The 24,085-nt window shown below is 72.2% G+C and carries 22 protein-coding genes; 11 read left to right on the top strand and 11 right to left on the bottom strand.

The window, feature by feature from the left end; translation table 11 throughout:
* The first annotated feature begins 102 nt into the window (after positions 1-102).
* The 11 genes from GRQ65_RS16965 to GRQ65_RS16920 all read left to right on the top strand — a co-directional run bounded on the left by GRQ65_RS16965 (position 103) and on the right by GRQ65_RS16920 (position 11,224).
* Positions 103-723 carry a TetR/AcrR family transcriptional regulator gene (locus GRQ65_RS16965; RefSeq protein ID WP_337191811.1) on the top strand — a complete coding sequence of 207 codons (621 nt, stop codon included), beginning with the start codon at positions 103-105 and terminating at the stop codon, positions 721-723.
* On the top strand, positions 720-1,529 hold the full coding sequence (locus GRQ65_RS16960) for a TIGR03084 family metal-binding protein (RefSeq protein ID WP_160879183.1): 810 nt from the start codon (positions 720-722) through the stop codon (positions 1,527-1,529). Before GRQ65_RS16965 ends, GRQ65_RS16960 begins: the two co-directional genes overlap by 4 nt.
* Positions 1,526-2,806 (top strand): acyclic terpene utilization AtuA family protein, encoded by a 1,281-nt coding sequence (locus GRQ65_RS16955; RefSeq protein WP_337191810.1) that lies wholly within the window; start codon positions 1,526-1,528, stop codon positions 2,804-2,806. The genes GRQ65_RS16960 and GRQ65_RS16955 overlap by 4 nt, the downstream gene beginning before the upstream one ends.
* On the top strand, positions 2,803-3,147 hold the full coding sequence (locus GRQ65_RS22915) for an AtuA-related protein (protein WP_237448410.1): 345 nt from the start codon (positions 2,803-2,805) through the stop codon (positions 3,145-3,147). Before GRQ65_RS16955 ends, GRQ65_RS22915 begins: the two co-directional genes overlap by 4 nt.
* Positions 3,148-3,274: 127 nt before the next feature.
* Positions 3,275-4,396: an acyl-CoA dehydrogenase family protein gene (locus GRQ65_RS16950; protein ID WP_160879182.1), complete on the top strand. Its 1,122-nt coding sequence runs from the start codon at positions 3,275-3,277 to the stop codon at positions 4,394-4,396.
* Positions 4,393-4,863: an SRPBCC family protein gene (locus tag GRQ65_RS16945; RefSeq protein WP_160879181.1), complete on the top strand. Its 471-nt coding sequence runs from the start codon at positions 4,393-4,395 to the stop codon at positions 4,861-4,863. Before GRQ65_RS16950 ends, GRQ65_RS16945 begins: the two co-directional genes overlap by 4 nt.
* Before the next feature lie 29 nt (positions 4,864-4,892).
* On the top strand, positions 4,893-6,443 hold the full coding sequence (locus tag GRQ65_RS16940) for an acyl-CoA carboxylase subunit beta (protein WP_160879180.1): 1,551 nt from the start codon (positions 4,893-4,895) through the stop codon (positions 6,441-6,443).
* A 133-nt stretch (positions 6,444-6,576) separates the two neighbouring features.
* Positions 6,577-8,478 carry an ATP-binding protein gene (locus GRQ65_RS16935; protein ID WP_160879179.1) on the top strand — a complete coding sequence of 634 codons (1,902 nt, stop codon included), beginning with the start codon at positions 6,577-6,579 and terminating at the stop codon, positions 8,476-8,478.
* A complete protein-coding gene (locus tag GRQ65_RS16930; protein ID WP_160879178.1) occupies positions 8,475-9,638 on the top strand; it encodes an acyl-CoA dehydrogenase family protein in 1,164 nt (387 codons plus the stop codon). The genes GRQ65_RS16935 and GRQ65_RS16930 overlap by 4 nt, the downstream gene beginning before the upstream one ends.
* Positions 9,639-9,769: 131 nt before the next feature.
* A complete protein-coding gene (locus GRQ65_RS16925) occupies positions 9,770-10,801 on the top strand; it encodes a YhjD/YihY/BrkB family envelope integrity protein (protein WP_160879177.1) in 1,032 nt (343 codons plus the stop codon).
* Between the two features lie 51 nt (positions 10,802-10,852).
* Positions 10,853-11,224 carry a PLDc N-terminal domain-containing protein gene (locus tag GRQ65_RS16920; protein WP_337191809.1) on the top strand — a complete coding sequence of 124 codons (372 nt, stop codon included), beginning with the start codon at positions 10,853-10,855 and terminating at the stop codon, positions 11,222-11,224.
* Here GRQ65_RS16920 and GRQ65_RS16915 read toward each other — a convergent pair.
* From GRQ65_RS16915 to pntB, 11 genes are all read right to left on the bottom strand, one after another.
* Complete coding sequence (locus tag GRQ65_RS16915) at positions 11,221-11,943, bottom strand: serine hydrolase (RefSeq protein ID WP_160879175.1); 723 nt, start codon at positions 11,941-11,943, stop codon at positions 11,221-11,223. The two genes, GRQ65_RS16920 and GRQ65_RS16915, sit on opposite strands and share 4 nt — an antisense overlap.
* A gap of 22 nt (positions 11,944-11,965) precedes the next feature.
* The gene (locus tag GRQ65_RS16910; RefSeq protein WP_337191808.1) at positions 11,966-12,778 is read right to left on the bottom strand and encodes a DUF1295 domain-containing protein; all 813 of its coding nucleotides are present in this window, start codon (positions 12,776-12,778) and stop codon (positions 11,966-11,968) included.
* 103 nt (positions 12,779-12,881) lie between these two features.
* Positions 12,882-13,844 carry a hypothetical protein gene (locus GRQ65_RS16905; protein WP_160879173.1) on the bottom strand — a complete coding sequence of 321 codons (963 nt, stop codon included), beginning with the start codon at positions 13,842-13,844 and terminating at the stop codon, positions 12,882-12,884.
* Between the two features lie 192 nt (positions 13,845-14,036).
* Positions 14,037-15,302 carry a class I SAM-dependent methyltransferase gene (locus GRQ65_RS16900; protein ID WP_160879172.1) on the bottom strand — a complete coding sequence of 422 codons (1,266 nt, stop codon included), beginning with the start codon at positions 15,300-15,302 and terminating at the stop codon, positions 14,037-14,039.
* Positions 15,299-16,555 (bottom strand): SAM-dependent methyltransferase, encoded by a 1,257-nt coding sequence (locus GRQ65_RS16895; protein WP_160879171.1) that lies wholly within the window; start codon positions 16,553-16,555, stop codon positions 15,299-15,301. The genes GRQ65_RS16900 and GRQ65_RS16895 overlap by 4 nt, the downstream gene beginning before the upstream one ends.
* Positions 16,552-18,570, bottom strand: coding sequence for an FAD-dependent oxidoreductase (locus tag GRQ65_RS16890; protein WP_160879170.1), 2,019 nt, complete (start codon positions 18,568-18,570; stop codon positions 16,552-16,554). The genes GRQ65_RS16895 and GRQ65_RS16890 overlap by 4 nt, the downstream gene beginning before the upstream one ends.
* Before the next feature lie 22 nt (positions 18,571-18,592).
* Positions 18,593-19,336 carry an anti-sigma factor gene (locus GRQ65_RS16885; RefSeq protein WP_160879169.1) on the bottom strand — a complete coding sequence of 248 codons (744 nt, stop codon included), beginning with the start codon at positions 19,334-19,336 and terminating at the stop codon, positions 18,593-18,595.
* The gene (gene sigK, locus GRQ65_RS16880) at positions 19,333-19,956 is read right to left on the bottom strand and encodes an ECF RNA polymerase sigma factor SigK (protein ID WP_160879168.1); all 624 of its coding nucleotides are present in this window, start codon (positions 19,954-19,956) and stop codon (positions 19,333-19,335) included. Before sigK ends, GRQ65_RS16885 begins: the two co-directional genes overlap by 4 nt.
* Positions 19,957-20,005: 49 nt before the next feature.
* The gene (locus GRQ65_RS16875; RefSeq protein WP_160879167.1) at positions 20,006-20,695 is read right to left on the bottom strand and encodes a fasciclin domain-containing protein; all 690 of its coding nucleotides are present in this window, start codon (positions 20,693-20,695) and stop codon (positions 20,006-20,008) included.
* 241 nt (positions 20,696-20,936) lie between these two features.
* Positions 20,937-22,475, bottom strand: coding sequence for a molybdopterin-dependent oxidoreductase (locus GRQ65_RS16870; protein ID WP_160879166.1), 1,539 nt, complete (start codon positions 22,473-22,475; stop codon positions 20,937-20,939).
* Positions 22,476-22,681: 206 nt separating this feature from the next.
* Positions 22,682-24,082 (bottom strand): Re/Si-specific NAD(P)(+) transhydrogenase subunit beta, encoded by a 1,401-nt coding sequence (gene pntB / locus GRQ65_RS16865; protein WP_160879165.1) that lies wholly within the window; start codon positions 24,080-24,082, stop codon positions 22,682-22,684.
* Between the last annotated feature and the right edge of the window lie 3 nt (positions 24,083-24,085).

Raw genomic sequence — 24,085 nt, 5'->3', positions numbered from 1 at the left:
CCAGGTGACCCCGGAAGTTGCACTGTCGACGCGTCGGCCCAGCCCGGTCTCAGGAAAAAGTCAGTCTTGACTGTTTGTTGATCGGCGGGGCAGGGTGGGCCCGTGAGCCAGGCGGCGGTGCGGGTGCCCCAGGAGGAGCGCACCCGGGCCATGCGGGCCCGGCTGTTGGAGGCCACCGTCGAGCTGCTCGTCGAGCGGGGGTACGCCGGGACCTCGACCACACTGGTCAGCGAGCGGGCCGGGGTGAGCCGCGGGGCGCAGCTGCACCACTTCCCGAGCAAGCAGGACCTCGTCGTGGCGGCCGTGCAGCACGTCACCGAGGTGCGCGGCCGCGAGCTCGAGGAGGCCGCGCGTCGGCTCCCCCGCGGCGCCCGGCGCACCAGGGCCGTGCTGCGGATGCTGGGCGACCACTTCTCCTCGCCGGTGTTCGCGGCCGCGCTCGAGCTCTGGGTCGCCGCCCGCACCGACGAGGCGCTGCTGGCCGAGGTCGCGCCGCTCGAGCGCGAGCTGGGCCGGCACACCCACCGGCTCACGGTCGAGCTGCTCGGCGCCGACGAGTCGGTGCCGGGGGTGCGCGAGCTCGTGCAGGCGACCCTCGACCTGGTCCGGGGCCTGGGCCTGGCCAACACGATCACCGACGACGCGCACCGGCGCCGCCGGATCCTCGACCAGTGGGCGCTCACTCTCGACGGAGCGCTCGGCACCCCGGGGGAGAACGCATGACCGACCTGCTCACCGGCCTTCTCGACGACCTGGCCGCCGAGGGCGCCGAGCTCGAGGCCGCCCTGGACACCGTCGACTGGACCGCGCCCACCCCGGCTCCGGGGTGGAACGTCGCCACCCAGGTCGCCCACCTGCTCTGGACGGACGAGGTGGCCACGCTCGCCGCCCACGCCCACGAGGAGCCTGTCGACGGCGCAGGGGGCAAGGCCGCCTGGGACGCCGTCGTGCTCGAGGCCATCGGTGACCCCGACGGCTACGTCGACGCGCAGGCCCACGCCATCGCCGCGCTGCCCCGCGAGGAGGTGCTCGCCCGCTGGAGGCGTTCGCGGGCCGGTCTGCGCGAGGCGTTGCTGGCGCTGGCCGAGGGCGTGAAGATGCCGTGGTTCGGCCCGCCGATGTCGGCGGCGTCGATGGCGACGGCACGGTTCATGGAGACCTGGGCCCACGCGCTCGACGTGCACGACGCGGCCGGCACCCACCCCGAGCCGACCGATCGCATCCGCCACGTCGCCTACCTCGGCGTGCGCACCCGGGGCTTCGCCTTCGCGACCCACGGCGAGGAGGTGCCGGCGGCCGAGCTGCGCGTCGAGCTGACCGCGCCGAGCGGTGACGTGTGGAGCTGGGGCCCCGACGACGCGCCCGAGTCGGTGCGCGGGTCGGCGTACGACTTCTGCCGCCTGGTCACCCAGCGCGTGCACCGAGTCGACACGGACCTGGTCGCCACCGGTCCCGGCGCCGAGCGGTGGCTCGAGATCGCGCAGGCCTTCGCTGGCCCGCCCGGGCCCGGACGGGACGCGGCCTCGTGAGCGCCCCGCTGCGCGTCGGCAACTGTTCCGGCTTCTACGGTGACCGCATCTCGGCCATGCGCGAGATGCTCGAGGGCGGCCCGCTCGACGTCCTGACCGGCGACTACCTCGCCGAGCTGACCATGCTCATCCTCGGCCGCGACACGATGAAGGACCCCTCGCTGGGCTACGCCCGCACCCACCTACGCCAGCTCGAGGACTGCCTCGGCCTCGCCGCCGAGCGCGGTGTGCGGATCGTCAGCAACGCCGGCGGGCTCAACCCCGCCGGCCTGGCCGACCGCGTCCGCGAGGTCGCCGCTGGGCTCGGTCTCGACGTCGCCGTGGCCCACGTGGAGGGCGACGACCTGCGACCCCTCGCGCTCTTCGACGGAGCGCTCACCGCCAACGCCTACCTCGGCGCCGCCGGCATCGCCCGCGCGCTCGACGCCGGCGCGCAGGTCGTCGTCACCGGCCGGGTCACCGACGCCAGCCTCGTGGTCGGACCCGCCTGGCACCACCACGGCTGGGACGCGACGGCGTACGACGCGCTCGCGGGCGCCGTCGTCGCCGGACACGTGATCGAGTGCGGCACCCAGGCCACCGGCGGCAACTTCTCGGGGTTCCGCTCGCTCGACCTCAGCCGGCCGCTCGGGTTCCCGATCGCCGAGGTCGCGGCCGACGGCAGCAGCGTCGTCACCAAGCACGACGGCACCGGCGGCGCCGTCACCCTCGACACGGTCACGGCTCAGCTGGTCTACGAGATCCAGTCCACGCGCTACCTCGGCCCCGACGTGACCGTCGACCTCGACTCCGTGCGGCTCGCTGAGCACGGACCCGACCGGGTCGCGATCAGCGGTGTGCGCGGCGAAGCGGCGCCTGAGCGGCTCAAGGTCTGCGTCAACGAGCTCGGCGGCTTCCGCAACCAGGTCGAGTTCGTGCTCACCGGTCTCGACGTCGACGACAAGGCCGCCTGGGTGCGAGCCCAGCTCGACCCGCAGCTGACCGCCCGCGACGTCGAGTGGTCGCAGGTGGTCGCGCCCCCGCCCGACGCCACCAGCGAGGAGGCCGCCTCGGTGCTGCTGCGCTGCACGGTCCGCGACCCCGAGGCCGGCCCGGTCGGCCGCGCGTTCACGGGCCCGGCGGTCGAGCTCGCGCTGGCGTCCTACCCCGGCTTCACGATGACCACCCCGCCCCAGCAGCCCACGCCCTACGGCGTCTACCGCCCCGAGCTCGTCGACCGCGACCTCGTCCACCAGGTCGTCGTGCACCACGACGGCCGGCGGGAGGAGGTCGCGTGAGGACCCCGCTCGGGACGTTCGTCCACGCCCGCTCCGGCGACAAGGGCGGCGACGCCAACGTCGGCCTCTGGGTCGCCCACGACGGCTCCCCGGCGTACGACGCCCGCGTGGCCTGGCTGCTCGACCTCGTCACGCCCGACGCGGTCCGCACCCTCCTGCCCGAGGCCGCCGACCTCGACGTCGAGGTGCACCGCCTGCCCGGGCTCGGTGCGGTCAACGTCGTCGCCCACGGCCTGCTCGGCCAGGGCGTCGCGGCCAGCAGCCGCTTCGACCCCCAGGCCAAGGGGCTAGGAGAGTTCCTGCGCTCGCGGCACGTCGAGATCCCGGAGGAGCTGCTGTGACTGTGACGGTCCGTGGTTTCGAGACGGTTGCTGCGCAACCTCCTCAACCAGCGGTGGTCGAGTTCGGCCGGTGGTTGAGGAGGGCCGCTAGGCCCGTCTCGAAACCACTGTCGGTGGGAGGCCATCGATGAGCGCGACCTACGACCTGGGCGCGGAGTTCGTGCGCCGGGAGGTGGCGCCCCACCTGCAGGAGTGGGAGGACGCCGGGTCGATCCCGCGCGAGCTGCACCGCCGCGCGGGCGAGCAGGGGCTGCTCGGCATCGGGTTCCCCGAGGAGGTCGGCGGCAGCGGGGGCACGCTGATGGACAGCGTCGACCTGCAGGAGGGCATGTTCGCCGCGGGCGCGTCGAGCGGGCTGATGGCCGGGCTGTTCACCAGCGGCATCGCGCTGCCCCACATCGCGGCGAGCAAGGACGCCGACCTGATCGACCGCTTCGTGCGCCCCACCCTGGCCGGCGAGCTGATCGGCTCGCTCGGCGTCACCGAGCCCGGGGGCGGCTCCGACGTCGCGGGCATCACCACCCGCGCGACCCGCGACGGTGACGCCTGGGTCGTCGACGGCGCCAAGACCTTCATCACCTCCGGCGTCCGCGCCGACTTCGTGACCACCGCGGTGCGCACCGGCGGGCCCGGCCACGGCGGCATCAGCCTGCTCGTCGTCGAGGCTGGCACACCCGGCTTCACGGTCGACCGGAGCCTGCGCAAGATGGGCTGGCACTGCTCCGACACCGCCGAGCTGTCGTACGCCGGCGCGCGGGTGCCGCTCGGCCACCTGGTCGGCGCGGAGGGCAGCGGCTTCTTCCAGATCGCCGCGCAGTTCGTGGTCGAGCGGATCGCGCTGGCCGTGCACGGCTACGGCATCGCCGCCCGCGCGCTCGAGCTGGCGGCGGCGTACTGCCGCGAGCGCACGACGTTCGGCAAGCCGCTCGTCGCCAACCAGGTCGTGCGCCACCAGCTCGTCGAGATGCGCCGCCAGGTCGAGGTCGCCCGCACCTACACGCGAGCGGTCGCCGAGCGGCACGTGCGCGGCGAGGACGTCATCGCCGAGGCGTGCCTGGCCAAGCAGACCGCGTGCGACGCGGCGACGTACGTCTGCGACACGGCGGTGCAGCTGCACGGCGGCACCGGTTACATGCACGGGAGCGAGGTGGAGCGGCACTACCGCGACGCCCGTCTCCTGCCCATCGGAGGAGGAGCGACAGAGGTGCTGACCGAACTGGCTGCCAAGCTGCTGGGGTACGCCCGATGAGGCTGCTGCGCGACCCCCACCTGGAGGTGTCGCTGCACGTCGACGCGACGCCCCAGCAGGTGTGGGAGCTCGTGAGCGATGTGACCCGGATCGGGGAGTTCTCGCCCGAGACCTTCGAGGCGCGGTGGACGCGCGGCTCGACCGGACCCGAGGTGGGCGCGAGCTTCAAGGGCCACGTCAAGCGCAACGGCGTCGGTCCGACGTACTGGTCGCCGTGCCAGGTCACGAAGTGCGTGCCCGGCGAGGTCTTCGAGTTCGCGGTCGGCACCGACTCCACCACCGTGACGACCTGGGGCTACGAGATGGAGCCGGACGGCCGAGGGACGCGGGTGACGGAGTACTTCACCATGAGCCCCGCCCTGCCGTTCCGCCTCTACTGGCTCGTCATGGGACCGCTGCGGGGGCGCACCAACGAGCGCGGCATGCGCACCACCCTCGAGCGGATGAAGGCGGTGCTCGAGAAGTGACCGCGGCGCCGGTCTCGAACCGGGACGCGATGCTCGACAAGCTCGCCTCGCTCGCCGACGAGCAGGCCAAGGCCGTCGCCGGCGGCGGGGAGCGGTACGTCGAGCGGCACCACGCGCGCGGCAAGCTGCTGCCCCGCGAGCGCATCGAGCTGCTCGTCGACGAGGGGTCGGCGTTCCTCGAGCTCAGCCCGCTCGCGGGGTGGGGCAGCGACTTCACGGTCGGCGCCAGCGTGGTCACCGGCATCGGCGTCGTCGAGGGCGTCGAGTGCATGATCACCGCCAACGACCCGACGGTGAAGGGCGGCACCAGCAACCCCTGGACCGTCCGCAAGATCTTCCGCGCCTCGCAGATCGCCGAGGAGAACGGCCTGCCGACGATCTCGCTGGTGGAGTCCGGCGGCGCCGACCTGCCGACGCAGAAGGAGATCTTCATCCCGGGCGGCAAGCTGTTCCGCGACCTCACCCGCGCGAGCGCTCGCAAGCAGCCGACGATCGCGGTCGTCTTCGGCAGCTCCACCGCCGGCGGCGCCTACGTGCCCGGCATGAGCGACCACACGGTGATGGTCGAGGACCAGGCCAAGGTGTTCCTCGGCGGACCGCCGCTGGTCAAGATGGCCACCGGCGAGGAGGCCGACGACGAGTCGCTGGGCGGCGCCGAGATGCACGCCCGCACCTCCGGCCTCGCCGACCACCTCGCCGCCGACGAGCGCGACGCGCTGAGGATCGCCCGGCGCATCGTCGCCCGGCTCAACTGGCGCAAGGCCGTCGCGCCGCCCACCGCGTGGGCCGAGCCCGACGCCGACCCCGAGGACCTGCTCGACCTGGTGCCGGCCGACCTCAAGGAGCCGTTCGACCCCCGGGAGGTGATCGCGCGCATCTGCGACGGCGTCTCGGCGACCAACGGGGTCGTCTTCGACGAGTTCAAGCCGCTCTACGGCACCTCGCTCGTGACCGGCTGGGCCAAGCTGCACGGGCGTCCGATCGGCATCCTCGCCAACGCCCAGGGCGTGCTGTTCAGCGAGGAGGCGCAGAAGGCGACCCAGTTCATCCAGCTCGCCAACCAGGTCGACACGCCGCTGCTCTTCCTGCACAACACCACCGGCTACATGGTCGGCGCGGCCTACGAGCAGGGCGGCATCATCAAGCACGGCGCGATGATGATCAACGCCGTCTCCAACTCCACCGTGCCGCACCTGAGCGTGATCATGGGCGCGTCGTACGGCGCCGGCAACTACGGCATGAACGGCCGCGCTTTCGACCCGCGCTTCCTCTTCACCTGGCCCTCCGCCAAGTCGGCGGTCATGGGTCCGGCGCAGCTCGCCGGGGTGATGGAGATCGTCGCGCGCCAGTCGGCCGAGTCGAAGGGCCAGCCCTTCGACGCCGACGGCTTCCAGGGCATCAAGGACCTCGTCGAGGCCCAGATCGAGGAGCAGTCGCTGCCCTACTTCCTCTCCGGGATGCTCTACGACGACGGCGTCATCGACCCCCGCGACACCCGCACCGTCCTGGCCATCTGCCTCTCGGTGATCGAGAACCAGACCGTCGTCGGCACCGACCGTTTCGGGGTGTTCAGACCTTGATCTCTACCGCGGTGGTTGAGGAGGTCGTGCAACGACCGTCTCGAAACCACGTGAGCCGCACGACCACTGATGTGGTTTCGAGACGCGCGCAGAACGCGCTCCTCAACCACCGAGACGGCCCGGGAGGGATCTCGTGATCACTCGCCTCATGGTCGCCAACCGTGCCGAGATCGCGTCGCGGGTGTTCCGCACCTGCCGAGCGCTGGGGATCGAGACGGTGGCGGTGCACTCCGACCCCGACGCGGGGCTGCCCTACGTCCGCGAGGCGGACGTGGCGGTGCGGCTGCCGGGCAGCACCCCGGCCGAGACATACCTCGACGTCGAGGCGGTGCTCGCTGCCGCCCGCGCGGCCGGAGCCGACGCGGTGCACCCCGGCTACGGCTTCCTCTCCGAGAACGCCGCCTTCGCCCGCGCCGTGATCGACGCCGGCCTCACCTGGGTCGGTCCGGCGCCGGAGTCGATCGAGCAGATGGGATCCAAGATCGCGGCGAAGGAGCTGATGCGCGCGGCGGGCGTGCCCGTGCTCGAGGCCCCGGACGCACCCACCGAGTCCGACCTGCCGCTGCTCGTGAAGGCCTCCGCCGGCGGCGGCGGCCGCGGGATGCGCGTCGTACGCCGCCTCGAGGACCTCGCCGGTGAGATCGCGGCGGCCGAGACCGAGGCCGCGTCGGCGTTCGGCGACGGCACGGTGTTCGTCGAGCCGTACGTCGAGCGCGGGCGCCACGTCGAGGTGCAGGTCGTCGGCACGACCGTCGTCGGCGACCGCGACTGCTCGCTGCAGCGCCGCCACCAGAAGGTCGTCGAGGAGGCGCCCGCCCCCGGGCTCTCCGACGAGGTCCGCGCCGCGCTGCACGACGCGGCGCGCAAGGCCGCCGAGGCGATCGACTACGTCGGCGCCGGGACCGTGGAGTTCCTCTACGACCCGGACACGGAGCGCTTCTTCTTCCTGGAGATGAACACCCGCCTCCAGGTCGAGCACCCCGTCACCGAGGCCGTCCACGGCGTCGACCTGGTCGCGCTGCAGATCGCGGCGGCCGAGGAGTCGGAGCGTGGTTTCGAGACAGGACTTCGTCCTTCCTCGACCACCGGCGTGGGCCACGCCATCGAGGTGCGGCTCTACGCCGAGGACCCGCGCGCCGACCACCAGCCGCAGAGCGGCCGGCTGACGGCGTTCGACGTCCCGCGCGAGCCGGGCATCCGGGTCGACGCCGGCTTCGAGGCGGGCAGCGAGGTGTCGACGTTCTACGACGCGATGCTGGCCAAGGTGGTCGCCCACGCGCCGACCCGGCGCGAGGCCGCCCGTCGGCTCGCCGGGGTGCTGAGCCGCGCCCGCATCCACGGCGTGCGCACCAACCGCGACCAGCTCGTGGCGATCCTGCGCGACGAGAGGTTCCTGGCCGGCGACGTCTCCACGGCCCTGCTGCCCGAGATCGCCCTGCCCGAGCCCGACCCCGGTCTGGCCCCGGTCGCGGCGGCCCTGGCCCTCGCCGAGCGGGCCCGCGAGGCCCGCACCGTGCAGCGCGGAGTGCCCGTCGCGTGGCGCAACGTGCCCAGCCAGCCGCAGGTGACGTCGTTCGAGTCCGGCGACGTGTCCGGCGACGTGACGTGCGACGTGACGTGGTGGCCCGGCTGCCGCGTCGACGGCGCCGAGGTCGTCTCGGCGAGTGCGGAGCGCGTGGTCCTCGAGTCCGGCGGCGTGCGCACGGCGTACGACGTCGCGGTGCACGGTGACGCCGTCGACGTCGACTGGCCCGGCGGTCACGCGGCGCTGCGGCGCACGCCGCGGTTCGTCGACCCGGCCGACGCGGTCGCGACCGGCAGCCTGCTCGCGCCGATGCCCGGCACGGTCGTCGCCGTGTCGGTCGCCGCGGGTGAGGCGGTCGAGGCGGGCCAGGCGGTGCTGGTGCTCGAGGCGATGAAGATGCAGCACACGGTGCGGGCGCCCGGCCCCGGCACCGTCACGAGGCTCGACGTACGACCCGGCGCGCAGGTCGCCGCCGGTGAGGTCCTGGCAGTGGTGGAGGAAGACGCATGACGCACACGTTCACGGAGTCCGAGGAGCGCCGGACGCTGCGGCGCGAGGTCGCCAAGCTCGCCTCGAAGTACGGCCGCGAGTGGTTCACCGACAAGGCCCGGTCGGGCGGCAAGACGACCGACCTGTGGCTCGAGATCGGCAAGAACGGCTACCTCGGCGTCAACATCCCCGAGGAGTACGGCGGCGGGGGCGGCGGCATCGGCGACATCGCCGCGGTCTGCGAGGAGCTGTCGGCGCAGGGCTGCCCGCTGCTGCTGATGGTCGTGAGCCCCGCGATCTGCGGCACGATCATCGCCCGCTACGGCACCGAGGCGCAGAAGCAGCGCTGGCTGCCCGGCATCTGCGACGGCACCGGCACGATGGCGTTCGCGATCACCGAGCCCGACGCCGGCACCAACACCCACAACATCACCACCACCGCCCGACGCGACGGCGACGAGTGGGTGCTCAACGGCCGCAAGACCTGGATCTCCGGCGTCGACGAGGCCGACCACGTGCTCGTCGTCGCCCGCGCCGAGGAGGCCCGCACCGGCAAGGTCAAGCCGGTCCTCTTCGTCGTGCCGACCGACGCCCCGGGCTTCGAGGCCCGGCCGATCCCGATGGAGATCGTCAGCCCCGAGCTGCAGTTCCAGGTGTTCATCGACGACGTCCGGCTGCCCGCCGACGCGGTCGTCGGCGACGAGGACGGCGGGCTCGTGCAGCTCTTCGCCGGGCTCAACCCCGAGCGGATCATGGCGGCGGCGTTCTCCAACGGCCTGGCGCGCTTCGCGCTCGACCGCGCGACGGCGTACGCCAGGGAGCGCACGGTCTTCCAGGGCCCGATCGGCGCCCACCAGGCCATCGCGCACCCGCTCGCGCAGAGCCACATCGAGATCGAGATGGCGCGGCTGATGACCCAGAAGGCCGCCGCGCTCTACGACGCCGGCGACGACATCGGCGCGGGCGAGGCCGCCAACATGGCCAAGTACGCCGCCGCCGAGGCCGCCTGCGCCGCCGCCGACCGCGCCGTGCAGACCCACGGCGGCAACGGGATCACGCAGGAGTACGGCATGGCCGGGCTCCTCGTCGCCACCCGCGCCGGCCGGATCGCCCCCGTCAGCAGGGAGATGATCCTCAACTACGTCGCCATGCACTCGCTGGGGCTGCCGAAGAGCTACTGACGGGACGAGTGGTTTCGAGACAGGACTCCGTCCTTCCTCAACCACCGGTGGTCACCGCCGGTGGTTCAGGAGGTCCTGCAACGACCGTCTCGAAACCACGCCAGGCAAGACCCGCCCCTAACCTGTAGCCCGTGGGGTTCGTCGACGTCCTGGACCGGACGCAGCGCAAGCGCAGCGTGTTCGGGTTCCCGGTGGCGACGTTCTTCAAGTTCATCGACGACCAGGGGCCCTACCTCGCGGCGATCATCAGCTTCTACGCGATCCTGGCGATCTTCCCGCTGCTGCTGCTGGCGACCTCGATCTTCGGCTTCATCCTCTCGGGCAACCCCGAGCTGCAGGAGCGGGTGATCAACTCCGCGCTGAGCACATTCCCGATCATCGGCGACGAGCTCGGCCGCCCCGACCGGCTCCAGGGCTCGACGCTCTCGACGGTCATCGGGATCATCGCGGCGACGTACGGCTCGCTCGGCCTGGGCCAGGCCCTGCAGAACGCGCTCAACGTGGCCTGGTCGGTCCCGCGCAACAAGCGCCCCAACCCGGTGCTGCTGCGGCTGCGCAGCCTGCTGCTGGTGGTGACGGCCGGGCTGTTCGTCCTGACCATCACGATCGTCTCGGCGCTGGGCGCGCAGACGCAGGTGTTCGGGCCGCGGGTCGACGCCACCCTCGGCTGGCTGATCCGGCTGGTCACGGTGCTGCTCATCGGCGCGCTGCTGACCGTGGTCTTCCGCCTCGCCGCGGCCCGACGCCACCACCTCACCCGCGCTGCGCCCGGGGCGTTCACCGTCGCCGTCCTGTGGCAGGGGCTGCAGTACGTCGGCACGATCTACGCCACCCACGTCCTGCGCGAGACCGAGAACATGAACGGCGCCTTCGGGCTCTTCCTCGGCCTCGTCGGCATCATCTACATCGCGGCGTTCGTCGGCGTGCTGGGCATCGAGGTCAACGTCGTGCTCGCCCGGAGGCTGTGGCCGCGCTCGCTGCGGGCGCTCTTCGTCGACCGCCCCGACCTGACCGAGGCCGACCGGCGGGCCTACGCGAGCTACGTCCGGGCGCAGATGCACAAGGAGGCCGAGGACGTGCGGGTCTCCTTCCGCGACCCCGACACCGGCGCGCTCCAGGTCGTCGAGGACCCGGGCCCGCTCGGCAAGCGCGGCGTGGAATAGTCCCGCGACAGCCGGAGACACCGGGGCCTCCGGTGGGTCAGGATGTGCCCCGTGATCAAGCTCGAGCTGGTCTTCAGCGTCCTCGTCTTCGTCGTGTGGGTCTACACGCTCATCGAGGTGCTCTCCACCCCGGGCACGACGATGCGGATGCTGCCCAAGCCCGCGTGGGTCGTCGTGGTGCTGCTGTTCCCGCTGCTGGGCAGCGCCGCGTGGTTCGTGCTGGGCCGTCCCGAGGGGCGTCGCCCGACAGGTGCCTACGAGCGCTCCGCCCCGGCCTACCCGGAGTACGACCGCCCCGGCCGCGCCGCGGCCACCGACCCCGAGCGCGACGAGGAGTTCCTGCGCCAGGTGCGGGCCCGGGCGGAGGAGCAGCGCAAGCGCCACGAGCTGGAGCGGCGCCGGCGCGAGGCCGGCGAGGCCTAGAAGCTCTCGCCCAGCCGCCGCAGGTCGCGCACCGCGACGGCCAGGTGCTCGGGGTCGAACGTCGCGAACGCGGCGTAGGCCACCGTCCGGCCGCCGGTGCGCACCAGGCCGACGTCGGCGCGGATGCCGTCGTCGGCGCCGGTCTTGCCGAGCACCAGGTCGTCGACGACCAGCGGGTCGCGACCCCGCGACGACAGCACCAGCGAGTGGTCCACCCCGGAGGCCAGCCAGTCGAGCACCTGCGAGGCGCCCGGCAGCTCGCGGCGGTGCAGGCGCCCCATCAGCGCGGCGTACGCCGAGGCGTTGGCCAGGCTGAGCGCCGGTGGGTGCTCGGGCCCGCGCACGTCGCGCACCAGGTCGAGGAGCCCCGACGCCCGGAGCCCCACGGTCTCGACGAGCACGTTGGTGGCCCAGTTGTCGCTCACCGACGCGACCAGCAGCGCGACGTCGCGCAGCGGCAGCACGTCGGTGGCCATCCGGTGCCAGAGGCCCGAGTCGGCCACGCGGGGCGTCGTACGCCGGTCGAGGGGCGCGGCGCCGTCGAGCTCACCGGTCTCGAGGCGGCGCGCCACCTCGAGCAGCAGCAGCACCTTGCCGACGCTGGCCGCCGGCAGGACCGTGTCGGGTGTCTGCTCGAACAGCACCTCGTCGGTGTCGGCGTCGCGCACCTGGACCGACCACGTGACCCGCGGGTCGCCGTTCCAGTCCGCTGCCGTCACCCCGCCATCCTGCAGGAGCGGCTCAGGCCTTCTTCGGGGGGAGCGGGAAGAAGATCGAGGTGCGCCGCGCGTACTCCGGGTAGCCCGGGCGCTGCATCATCGTCTTCTCCAGCAGCTTGGCGCCGGTGACCTGGTAGATGAAGAACGTCATCGCGACCGGGCACACGATCGTCGCGAGCCCCGCGACCCAGCCCGAGGCGAGCCCGCCGACGAGCCACAGTCCCCACCAGACGGTCGCGTCGCCGAAGTAGTTGGGGTGGCGCGTGTAGCGCCACAGCCCCTGGTCCATGACCTGCGGGCGCTGCTCCTTCGGCTGCTTCTTGTACGCCGCGAGCTGGCGGTCGCCGACGGCCTCGAAGAACAGCCCGGTCGCCCACACCAGCACCCCGAGCACGACCACCGGCCACCACTCGACACCGAGCACCACGCCGACCATCACCGGTCCCGCGACGAGCCACTGCACGACGCCCTGCACCGCGAACACCCGGCGCACGACGGTCCCCATGCCGACCTCGGACGGCGGCCCGCCCAGCATCTCGGCGTACCGCGGGTCCTCCTTGCCCTGGTGGTCGTCGATGGCCCGCCCGCGCACGTGCCACGCCAGCCGCAGCCCCCACACCGCGACCATCACGACCAGCAGCCAGCGCCGCCACCCCGTGCCGTCGTCGAGGACGGTCGCCACGACCGCGGTCACCAGCGCGACCAGCACGAACCCCGCGCCCCACGCGATGTCCACCACCGCGACCTTGTCGAGCTGCTTCGCCCGCACCGCCGCGGCCGTCATCCCCGCCACCACCGCCAGCAGTCCCGCCACCAGCACGATCACCACGTTCACGTGCTCCCCGGTACCCGGGTCGGGAGGGTGTCGGAATCCCAGCATCTGCTGGGATCGCCAACGTTCTGGGGTGTTGCAATGCCCCAGAACGTCAGGAAGTGCCTCAGCTCGCCTCGATCTGCCCGGGGTGCACGAGGTGCCGCAGCCGCCTCTTCGTGGCCTCAGGTGTCGAGAGGTCGGACCACACGAGGCGCATCAGCCGGAACCCGGTCAGCTCGCGAATCCGGTCCTCACGACGCTTCTCGCGGAAGACCACCTCGGCGGGGTCCTGGCCCGGCCGCAGACCGGACGTGTACTTCACCTTCCCATCGGCCTCGACCCAGGCACCGAGCTCGGGCCAGCAGAAGTCGAGCCGTGCGATCACCACGCCGGTCGCAGGGTCGATGACCTCGTACTGCGGGACCGGCGCGGGCAGCCCCGCCTCGCGGCACAGGAGGAAGATCCGGGTCTCGAGGACGCTCTCGATGCGCGGATCCCCCATGCGCACGACGAGCTCCGTCACCCGGCTGTCGGGCCAGCAGACGATCCCTGCGTCGTAGCGCCTGCGGACCTCTTCGGGAGTCGTGAGTCCGCGGTGCAGGAAGTCGTTGAGCACGGCGAGGCTGGGCCCGAGGGGTGACATGGTGCTGACCTCGAGGGCGACCCGGGCCGGCGACATCACGTCGAACCCGCGGACGTCCTGCAGGTCACCCGTCTCGATCACCCCGCAGTGCTGATGGATGCCTGCTTCGTCGCGCCCCACCTTGCCGTCCTTCCTCGTGAGGTGGACGTCGGTCAGGTCGAGTCCCCAGGTCGGACCGCCGTGGAAGATCGCAGCGCTCACGTGCGACACCGCGACCTCGGTCCTGGCGGCCCGCATCGCCGCGCGAGTGCGTACGACGTGCTGCCCGGACGCGTCCAGGGCCTTCCATGCCGGCGACTCGACGTAGGCGCCTCGCCTGGGCCGGTGCCACGCGCCGTTCTGCAGCATGCGGACGATGCCGCGGTCCTTCCAGTTCTCGGCCACCAGCTCACGACGCAGTCGGAGCCAGACGTCGAAAGGGTCAGGCGCGTCGGTCGTGTCCATGCCTCAAGGCTGGCCGCTGGAGCCGATCGTTGCTCGCCGCGGCCGTCGGGCCTGTGGACGAGGCTCGCCTGTGAACGGAATCTGGACTACTCAGTCACCCCGCGGGCGGCGCTGGAGGCACTTCCTGACGTTCTGGGGTGTTGCAACGCCCCAGAACGTTGGCGATCCCAGCAGATGCTGGGATTCCGACACCTACCAGTCCCGCACCCAGGGCAGGGTGTGCTGACCACCGGGACGGACCATGAGGATCTGGTCGACGCCCATGCGGCCGTCGCGGAAGGCCATGGAGCCGCCGACGAGGTAGAGCTCCCAGACGCGGACGACCTCCTCGCCCATGAGCGCGACGAGGCGGTCGCGGTTGCGGTGGAAGTTCTCGAGCCAGCCGGCGACGGTGAGCACGTAGTGCTCGCGCAGGCCATGGACGTCGCGCACCTCGAGCCCGGCGGCCTCGAGGAAGCCGACGGTCTCGCCGACGGGGCGCATGTGCATGTCGGGGGCGATGAAGTTCTCGATGAACGGGCCGCCGCCGGGCCACTTGCCGGCGCGGCTCATCTGCTGCACGAGCACGCGCCCGCCTGGCTTGACCGAGCGCTTCAGCACCGAGGCGTACGTCGGGTAGTTGCCCTGGCCGACGTGCTCGCCCATCTCGAGCGATCCGACGGCGTCGTACTCGCCGACGGAGTCGCGGTAGTCGCAGAGCTTGATCGTGACGCGGTCCTCGAGGCCGCGCTCGCGGATGCGGGCGTCGATGAAGCGCTTCTGCTCGGCGGCGATGGTGATGCCGGTGACCTGGGCGCCGAAGTGCTCGGCGGCGTGCAGCGAGAGCGAGCCCCAGCCGCAGCCGATGTCGAGGAACGTCATGCCGGGCTCGAGGCCGAGCTTGCGGCAGACCAGCGACAGCTTGGCGAACTGCGCCTCCTCGAGCGGCTGCTCGGGCGAGGAGTGGTAGCCGCAGGAGTAGGCCATCTGGGGCTCGAGGATCAGCTCGTAGAACTCGTTGGAGAGGTCGTAGTGGAAGCTGATCGCCTCGCGGTCGCGCAGCTGCGAGTGGAGCCGGCCGCGCACCTTGGCCTGCGACCGCGGCGCGGCCGGCGGCAGTCCGAGGGCCCCGAGGTCGAGCGCGGTGCGCAGGGCCGTGCGCAGCGCCGTCAGCGACGGGCGACCCGAGGACAGGCCCCGCTCGCGCGCCACGGCGAAGGCGTGGGTGAGCGCGTGGTCGAGGTCGCCGGGCACGTCGAGCTCGCCGGTGACGTAGGCCTGGGCGGCGCCGAGCTCGCCCGGGCGCCACACGAGGCGGCGTACGGCGTCAGGGGAGTTGAGCACCACCAGCGGCGCGTCGACCGGCCCGGCCGTCGAGTCGTCCCAGGCCTTGAGCCGCACCGGCAGGTCGCCGCCCACGAAGGGGCGCAGCGCCTCCTCCAGACGCGGGGCGACGGGGGCGGCGGGACCGGAGCTCATCGGGACTCCCTCGTGAAGGTCAGCTGGTGGACGTCGAGGTAGCCCGAGGCGAAGCCGGCGCGGGAGTACTCGAGGTAGAAGTGCCACATCCGCAGGAACGTCTCGTCGAAGCCGAGCGCCAGCACCTTCTCGGAGGCGGCCAGGAAGGTCTCGTCCCACAGCCGCAGGGTCTCGGCGTACGACGGTCCGAGGGAGAACGGCGCCGCCATCCTCAGCGTCGTGTGCTCGCGGGTGACCTCGTCGATGACCTGCACCGAGGGCAGGAAGCCCCCCGGGAAGATGTACTTGTTGATCCAGGTCCAGGTGTTGCGCGTCGCGAGCATCCGGTCGTGCGGCATGGTGATCGCCTGGATCGCGACCCGGCCGCCGGGCGCGAGCACCCGGTCGATGGTGGCGAAGTAGGTCGGCCAGTACTGCCAGCCGACGGCCTCGATCATCTCGACCGAGACGACGGCGTCGAAGGTGCCCTCGACGTGGCGGTAGTCGCGCAGCTCGACCTCGACCCGGTCGGCGAACCCCGCCGCCCCGATGCGCTCGCGAGCCAGCCGCTGCTGCTCGACCGACAGCGTGATAGTGCGGACGGTCGCGCCGCGGCGGGCGGCGCGGATCGCGAGCTCGCCCCAACCCGAGCCGATCTCGAGCAGCCGGGTGCCCTCGCCGACGCCGGCCTGGTCGAGCAGCCGCTCGACCTTGGCGCCCTGCGCGTCCTCGAGCTCCTCGACGGTGGGTCGCGCTGCGAGCTGCGAGGCGCTGAACAGCGCCGAGGAGTAGCTCAGCGTCGGGTCGAGGAACAGCTCGAACAGCTCGTTGGACAGGTCGTAGTGGTGGGCGATGTTGCCCTGCGCGTTGGCGTCGCTGCTCAGCTCCTCGGCCGGCGGGCGGCGTACGACGAGCCGGCGCAGCCGCTGCAGCGGCTCCGGCACGAGGGTGGCCATCCGCGCGGCGAGCACCTCGAGGAAGCCGCCGAGGTCCTCGGCGTCCCAGGCTCCGGTGAGGTAGGACTCGCCGAAGCCGATCAGCTGGTCGCGACCGAGGCGGGCGAAGAACTCCTCGGGTCGGTGGATCACCATGACGGGGCCGCCACGGCCGATCGTGCGGCCCTCGAGCAGCACCGAGACGTCGAGCTGGCTCACGGCGGCGCGGAACAGCCCGCGCGCGACGCGTGCGGAGACGGCGGCGCGGGGGCCGCTCGGGACGGCGTGCAGACCGGGCCAGTGGTTGGCCGCGCGGCGGTCGGGAGCGACCTGGGTCATCGCTGGACTCCCCTCTGAGAGTGGGCGGGGCGGGGGTGGATGCGCAGGCGCCGGGCCCACAGCCAGATGCCGTGGGCTCGGATCAGCGCAGAGCCTCGCAGAGCGGCCGGGGCCGCCTGCGCCGGGGTGGTCGTCGTACGCCGCCCCGCGAGCGAGGCGAGGAAACGCTCGCCGTCGTCGGTCGTGAGGTTGACGACGAGGTCGAGCCGGCCGTCGCGGGGCACGGGCACGGCGAGGTCGTAGACGCCGTCGGTGCCGTGGAACGGCGAGACGTACATCGCCTTCGGGGTCGTGGCGCGACCCTGCTCGTCGGGGTGGACGAGGTAGGCGTGGCGGTCACCGTAGGTGTTGTGCACCTCGACGACGGTGGCGGCTGGCTCGCCGTCGGCGTCCCAGCACCAGAAGACGGAGATCGGGTTGAAGCAGTAGCCGAAGGCCCGGGCCTGGGCGGCCATCACGATGCGGCCGGCACCGGGGACGGCACCGAGCCGCACACCCTCGCCGGCCAGGAATGTCTCGACCTCGGCCCGGATCGACGCTCCGTCGCCGTCGAAGTGGTCGCGCGGCTCGAACCGCCCGAGCACCCCGTGGTCGGGCAGGTCGTCGACGTCGACGACCCAGGTGTGCGAGCGGTGGGTGAAGGTCCGTCGCCACGGCGAGCGCCGGGTGTGGCGGATCGTCGTCTCGTAGGGGCCGGTCTCGACCTCGTCGGCGGGCGAGCGCGGCGCGGTCTCGGGCCAGGTGAGGCCGAGCCGCTCCACGGCCGCGAGCCCCGAGCGTGCGCCGTCCTCGTGGAAGCCCCAGCCGTGGTAGGCGCCGGCGAACACCACGCGGTCGGTGTCGATGTCGCGCAGCCGGGCCTGGGCGGCCACCGAGGTGGGGTCGTAGAGCGGGTGCTCGTACTCCATCCGGTCGATGACCAGGGCCGGGTCGACGACGTCCTGGTCGGCGCCGCGGTCCACCAGCGTGACGAGGTAGTGGATGTCGGTGTCGAGGCGCTGCAGCCGGGTCATGTCGTAGGTGACGTGCAGCCCGGTGTCGTCAGAGGGGCGGTGGAAGTTCCACGAGGCGCGGGCGTCGTCGGCGCGCGGCAGCACCGAGGTGTCGGTGTGCAGCAGCGCGGTGTTGGGGGAGTACGGCATCGCGGTGAGCACGTCGCGCTGGACGGCGCTCGGCTCGGCGAGCAGCGCGAGGGCCTGGCCGGGGTGGGTCGCGACCACGACGGCGTCGTACGTCGACACGGCGCCGTTGCCGTCGGTGATCTCGACGCCCTCGGCGGTCTCGAGCACGGAGGTGACCTTGGTGCCGAGGCGCACCTCGTGCAGCTGCTCGGCGACCTTCTCGACGTACCGGTGGGAACCGCCGGTGACCGTGCGCCACTGCGGGCTGCCGAAGACGCCGAGCATCCCGTGGTGGCGCAGGAAGGTGAACAGGTAGCGCGCCGGGTAGTCGAGCGCGACCGCCGGGTCGCAGGACCACACGGCGGCGACGAGCGGCTCCATGAAGTGCCGGGTGAAGTACGCCGAGAACCGGCCGCGTGCCAGGAACTCGCGCAGCGTCGTGTCGGGCTCGTCGGCACCCTCCGCCTCCAACAGCGCCTTGGCGCGGGCGTGGAAGCGCGGGATCTCGACCAGCATTGCGAGGTAGCGCGGGTTGCGGAGGTTGGCGGCGGTCGGGAACAGCCCGCGGCGTCCGAGGGCGCCGGCCCACTCGAGGCCGGAGTCGTCGTCGCGGATCGACATCGACATCTCGGAGGGCTGCGTGGCCACGTCGAGCTCGGCGAACATCCGCAGCAGCACCGGGTAGGTGCGCGGGTTGTGCACGATGAAGCCGGTGTCGATCTCCAGCTCGCGCCCGGTCGACGCGTCGGTGACGCGGTGCGTGTCGGCGTGGCCGCCGAGCCGCGCGTCGGCCTCGTAGATCGTGACGTGCGCGGTGCGGGAGGCGACGTACGCCGCCGTCAGCCCGGCCACGCCGGAGCCGACGACCGCGATCCGTCGAGGAGTCGGGGTCATGCGGTGCTCCTGGTGCGGGTGATCAGGTGGAGAGGTCGAACGACGCGACGACGTCGTCGCTCGGGGAGGTCGGGTTGGTGTCGGCGTCCTCGAGGCTGACCGCGGCGCTGGTCGCGGTGGCGGCGTCGCCACTCATCAGCACCTCCTGGTCGGCGCCCTGCGGCATCACGCCGGCCTGGGTCATCACGCCGTCGTGACCGAGCCAGAGCACGAATGCGTGCCCGGCCGGGGCGTCCGGCATGTCGTGGGTCTCGATGACGGCCTGGTTGAGCTCGCGGGAGCGGACCACGGTCGCGGTGCCGCCGCCGTCGAGGTCGACGGTGAAGCGCTGGGCGTCGCCGGCCTCGAGCACCTGCTCGGTGCTGCTGGTCGGCGGCTCGTCGGTGACGGCCTGGTAGACGACGCCGCCGGTGCCTATCGCGATGACCGCCGCAGCGGCCGCCAGAAAGGGCACGACGCGTCGGCGCCGGCGTGACTCACGGTGGGAGGTCAGGGTGGTGACGGTGCCGATCGCCGGCTGGTGCTGTTGCTCGACGACCGGCGGCAGCGGCCGCACGGTGGCGATGTCGGCCAGGACCCGGTCGCGCAGGACCGCGCTGGGCGTGACCGGTGTGGTCTCGGCGAGCAGCGTCGCGGCCTCGCGCAGTGAGGCCACCTCGGCCTGGCAGGCCGGGCACTCGGCCAGGTGTCGTTCGAATTCTGAGCGCTCGTCGTCGTCGAGAGCATCGACGGCATAGGCGCCCGAGAGAGCATGGATGTCGATCATGCCCCCACCCCCATGGTGTCGCGCAGTCGGATCAGCCCGTCGCGGATCCGTGTCTTGGCGGTGCCGACCGGCAGATCGAGCATGGTCGCCACCTCCGTGTGTGTGTATCCCCCGAAGTAGGCCAGCTCCAGCGCCTCGCGCTGGACCGGCGTCAGACTCTCGAGCGCGTTGCGCACCCGTCGGGCCTCGAGGGAAGCCTGCGCCGCCTCGGCGGTGGAGTCGTGGTCGATCGGTTGGTTCTGCTGGTGGTACGTCGTGTCCCGCCGCGTGCTGGCCTCCGCCGAGCGGACCCGGTCGACGGCCTTGCGGTGCACGATGGTCAGGAGCCATCCCAGCGGACTGCCCTTGGCCGGGTCGAATCGAGCGGCCGTGCGCCAGATCTCGAGGAACGCCTCCTGGGCGACCTCCTCGGCCTGGGCCGGGTCGCGGACGACCCGCACCGCGAGGCCGACCGCCCGCGACGCCGTGGCGTCGTACAGCTGGGCGAAGGCGGCCTCGTCGCTGCGGCCACAGGCCTTCAGCAGGTCGACCAGGTCGGGTCCCGCCTGGCCACGACCGGCCGCGGACGGCGCCCCCTCCTCGGAGGGGACGCCGCCCGGCACGGGTCGGAGCTGGTCCACGTGGTCAGTCTTCCCTGTGGCTGCTGCTGAGGCGTGAGAACTGACGAGGTCAGTTCGTCGGCATGAGCACCGAGTCGATGACGTAGACGTTGGCGTTGGCCGTCTGCACGTTGCCGCAGATGACGTTGGCGGTGCCGTTGTCGACGGTCATGCCGGCCTCGGCGTCGCCGTCGACGGTGACCTGGTCGCCGTTGAGGGTCTCGTGCTCGCCCACGACCGCGGTCGGGTCGAGACGCTCGCCCACGACGTGGTGCGACAGGATCGCGGTCAGCTGGGTCTGATCGGCCAGCACGGCGTTCAGGTCGGCCTCGGGGATCTTGGCGAACGCGTCGTCGGTCGGCGCGAACACGGTCAGGGCCGGGGCGCTGTTGAGCGTGTCGGCGAGACCGGGGACGGCACCCACGGCGGAGACGAGGGTCTTGAGCAGCGGGTTGTTGCTCGCCGCGGTCGCGACCGGGTCGCTGGTCATGCCCTCGAGCGAGCCCTTGCCGTTGGCGGGGATCGCGTTGCACGACGGGCCGAAGGGCTCGGTCGAGGCGGAGGTGGCGTCCTCAGAGGCGGAGGCCGAGGCCGAGGTGTCCTCCGAGGGGGCGTCCGACGTGGCGGGGGCCGAGCTCGACGTGGTGTCCGAGGCGCTGGTGTCCTCGGAGTCGTCGCTGCCACACGCGACCAGGCCCATCGACAGGGCGAGGACGGCGATACCCGTGGCGCCGGTCTTGCGGAGAGTGGTGCGCTTCATGGTGGAACCTTCCGTTGGTGTGCTTACACAGGGTCTTCGTGGCCGTGGCTGAGCCGGATTGGTCGATCCGTTGCCGGTTCTTGTGGTCTGCACCACCCCCGTCCTGGTGAGCGCCTGGCAGACGTGCGCCGACCCGGCGGAATGTGCTGGCGGACGTACGCCGACCCGGCGCGAAGTGCGGCACTTCGCGCCGGGTCGGCGGCGTTGCAGCGGCACTGTGCGCCGGGTCGGCGTACGGGGGTCAGGCGACCTTGATGATCAGCGACTGGATGCCGGAGGAGCCGCTGGGGAACGGCTCGGCGCGCACGTCGCTCTGGGTCTGGCCGTTGCCGTCGATGACGCGCGAGGAGATGGTGTGGGTGCCACTCTCGGCGGTCCACGGGTAGTACCACTGGCGCCAGTAGTCGTTGCCGGCGCTCGGCCCGAGCTGGGCGTCCTGCCACCCGCCGCCGTCGACCTGCACCTGCACCTTCGCGACCCCGCCGTTCTGCTGGGCCCAGGCGACGCCACCGATGAAGGTGTCACCGGCCGGGATCTCCTGCAGCACCTTGGGGGTGTCGATGCGGCTGCTGATCTTGATCGGCGCCTCAGGCGTCCAGCCGCGCTCGGTCCAGTAGGCCTCGTCGTCGGCGTAGGTCGTCAGCTTGATGCTCGTCATCCACTTGCAGGCGCTGATGAAGCCGTAGAGCCCGGGGATGACCATCCGCACCGGGTAGCCGTGCTCGCGCGGCAGCGCCTCACCGTTCATGCCGAGGGCGACGATGGCGTCGCGACCGTCGGTGGCCAGGGCGTACGGCGTGCCGATGGTCATGCCGTCGACGTCGGTGGCCAGGATCTGGTCGACGCCGTCCTGGACGCCGGCCTTCTCCAGCAGCGCGGCGAGCGGTACGCCGATCCAGCGGGCGCTGCCGACGTACGGGCCACCGACGGTGTTGGAGACGCAGGTCATCGTGATGTCGCGCTCGATGAGCGGCATGCCCAGCAGGTCGTCGAAGCTGAACTCCAGCTCCTGGTCGACCATCCCCTCGATCTTCAGCGACCAGGTGTCGATGTCGACGACGGGCACGTCGAGGCGCGTGTCGACGCGGTAGAAGTCGGAGTTGGCGGTGCGGAACGGCGTGATGCCGGAGAAGTCGCCCTGGATGCCGTTCGGGAACGCCGGCGCCGGGTCGGCCGGGCGCGGGAACGCGATGTCCTGGAGCTTGCTCCGTGCGTTGCCGATGAGGCGCCCCGCGCCGCCCATCGCCGCTGCGGCCACGGCGAGCACCCCGGCGGTGATGATCACGCCACGCCGGCTGGGGCCGGTGGAGTGGTCCCCCGACCACGACTCCACCGACTCCCCGTCGCCTGCGGACGCCCGTGCGCTCCGGTCCAGCAGCCACAGCGAACCGACCCCGGCGATCACGGTCGCGATGCTCGGAACGACGTCGACCGCCTCGGTGGTCGGCCGGTTAAGCGCGGTGAACGCCGCGACCCCGACCAGCACCACCTGAAGCGCCGCGCCGTAGACGAAGCGGCGGCGCGCCAGCAGCCCGGCGACGGCGGCGAGCAGCAGCACGCCCGCCATCACCGAACCGATGAGCACCTGCTTGTCGGAGCTGCCGAACTGCCGGATCGCCCACTCCTTGAGCGGCGTCGGCGTCAGGTCGATGACCTGGGAGCCGACGGCGAGGACGGGTGAGGAGGCGGGGTTCAGCAGCGCGGCGACGACGTGACCCGCCGCCACGCCGACGAGGGTCGCGAGGACCCCGAAGAGGGCGTAGGCGATTCGCGAGCGCATGTGGAGTGTTCGGAGCGGTCGCGCCGCCCGGATGGCGTGACCCCCGCCTCACGACCAGACCGGTGCGCAGACCGGTGGTCGAGCAGCGAGCGCCAGCGAGCGTCGTCGAGACCCGAGACACGGCGGTCGCTGCCCCGCTCGGGCTGCGGTGGTCTCGACGACGTTCGGGCCTGGCGGCCCTCCCTGCTCGACCAGCGGTGGGGCGCTCAGCCCACGGCGCGCAGGATGTCCTCCACCCGCTCCTTGGCGTCGCCGAAGAGCATCGCGGTGTTGTCACGGAAGAAGAGCGGGTTCTGGACGCCGGCGTAGCCCGCGGCCATCGAGCGCTTGAAGACGACCACCTGACGGGCGTGCCAGACCTCGAGCACCGGCATGCCCGCGATGGGCGACGCGGGGTCCTCGGAGGCGGCGGGGTTGACGGTGTCGTTGGCGCCGATGACGAGGACGACGTCGGTGCTCGCGAGGTCGTCGTTGATCTCGTCCATCTCGAGGACGATGTCGTAGGGCACCTTGGCCTCGGCGAGCAGGACGTTCATGTGCCCGGGCAGGCGCCCGGCGACCGGGTGGATGCCGAAGCGGACGTCGACGCCGCGGGCGCGCAGCCGGGCGGTGAGGTCGGCGACGGGGTACTGCGCCTGCGCCACGGCCATGCCGTAGCCCGGGGTGATGACGACCGACGAGGCGTTGGTCAGCAGCTCGGCGACCTGGGCGGCGGTGGTCTCGGTGTGCTCGCCGTAGTCGACGTCGCCACCGGCGGCGGCCTCGATGCCGAAGCCGCCGGCGATGACCGAGATGAACGAGCGGTTCATCGCGCGGCACATGATGTAGGACAGGTAGGCACCCGAGGAGCCGACGAGCGCGCCGGTGACGATCAGCAGGTCGTTGTCGAGCAGGAAGCCCGACGCGGCGGCGGCCCAGCCGGAGTAGCTGTTGAGCATCGAGACCACGACCGGCATGTCGCCGCCTCCGATCGAGGCGACGAGGTGCCAGCCGAGGCCGAAGGCGACCAGGGTGACCGCGATCAGCAGCGGCAGGCTCGGTGAGACGACGTAGACGACGGTGAGCACGACGAACGCCGCGAGCGCACCGAGGTTGATGGCGTTCTTGGCGGGCAGCACGAGCGGTGCGGAGCTGACCCGGCCCGAGAGCTTGCCCCACGCGACGACCGAGCCGGTGAAGGTGACCGCGCCGATGAAGACGCCGATGAACACCTCGGCGGAGTGGATGCGGCCCAGGGTGGAGTCGGCGTCGTAGAAGCCGAGACCGATCTCGCGGTGGCCGTTCCAGCCCACGAGCACGGCGGCGAGACCAACGAAGGAGTGCAGGAGCGCGATGAGCTCGGGCATCCCGGTCATCTCGACGACGCGGGCCCGCCACAGGCCGATCGCGGCGCCGATGACCACCGCGACCAGCACGAGGACGACGGCGGTGGCGTCGGACTCGTCGAGGAGCACCCCGAACGTCGCCAGCAGGGCGATCGCCATGCCGGCGATGCCGTAGGTGAGGCCCAGGCGGGCGGACTCGTGGCGGGAGAGCCCGGCCAGCGAGAGGATGAAGAGCAGGGCCGCGACGAGGTAGGCGGCGACGGCGACGGACTGCACGGACATCGC

Source organism: Nocardioides flavescens, assembly GCF_009823805.1.
GTDB classification, from domain to species: Bacteria; Actinomycetota; Actinomycetes; order Propionibacteriales; family Nocardioidaceae; genus Nocardioides; species Nocardioides flavescens.
Note: the sequence above shows the minus strand (reverse complement) of the source record. Positions and strands in the feature narration are given on the sequence as shown.

Bases quoted from the DNA above. Each gene is read 5' to 3' on its own strand.
- GRQ65_RS16960 (WP_160879183.1), top strand. From the start codon at position 720: ATGACCGACCTGCTCACCGGCCTTCTCGACGACCTGGCCGCCGAGGGC.
- GRQ65_RS16950 (WP_160879182.1), top strand. From the start codon at position 3,275: ATGAGCGCGACCTACGACCTGGGCGCGGAGTTCGTGCGCCGGGAGGTG.
- GRQ65_RS16945 (WP_160879181.1), top strand. From the start codon at position 4,393: ATGAGGCTGCTGCGCGACCCCCACCTGGAGGTGTCGCTGCACGTCGAC.
- GRQ65_RS16940 (WP_160879180.1), top strand. From the start codon at position 4,893: ATGCTCGACAAGCTCGCCTCGCTCGCCGACGAGCAGGCCAAGGCCGTC.
- GRQ65_RS16930 (WP_160879178.1), top strand. From the start codon at position 8,475: ATGACGCACACGTTCACGGAGTCCGAGGAGCGCCGGACGCTGCGGCGC.
- GRQ65_RS16905 (WP_160879173.1), bottom strand. From the start codon at position 13,844: ATGGACACGACCGACGCGCCTGACCCTTTCGACGTCTGGCTCCGACTG.
- GRQ65_RS16900 (WP_160879172.1), bottom strand. From the start codon at position 15,302: ATGAGCTCCGGTCCCGCCGCCCCCGTCGCCCCGCGTCTGGAGGAGGCG.
- GRQ65_RS16895 (WP_160879171.1), bottom strand. From the start codon at position 16,555: ATGACCCAGGTCGCTCCCGACCGCCGCGCGGCCAACCACTGGCCCGGT.
- GRQ65_RS16890 (WP_160879170.1), bottom strand. From the start codon at position 18,570: ATGACCCCGACTCCTCGACGGATCGCGGTCGTCGGCTCCGGCGTGGCC.
- GRQ65_RS16885 (WP_160879169.1), bottom strand. From the start codon at position 19,336: ATGATCGACATCCATGCTCTCTCGGGCGCCTATGCCGTCGATGCTCTC.
- GRQ65_RS16875 (WP_160879167.1), bottom strand. From the start codon at position 20,695: ATGAAGCGCACCACTCTCCGCAAGACCGGCGCCACGGGTATCGCCGTC.
- GRQ65_RS16870 (WP_160879166.1), bottom strand. From the start codon at position 22,475: ATGCGCTCGCGAATCGCCTACGCCCTCTTCGGGGTCCTCGCGACCCTC.
- pntB (WP_160879165.1), bottom strand. From the start codon at position 24,082: ATGTCCGTGCAGTCCGTCGCCGTCGCCGCCTACCTCGTCGCGGCCCTG.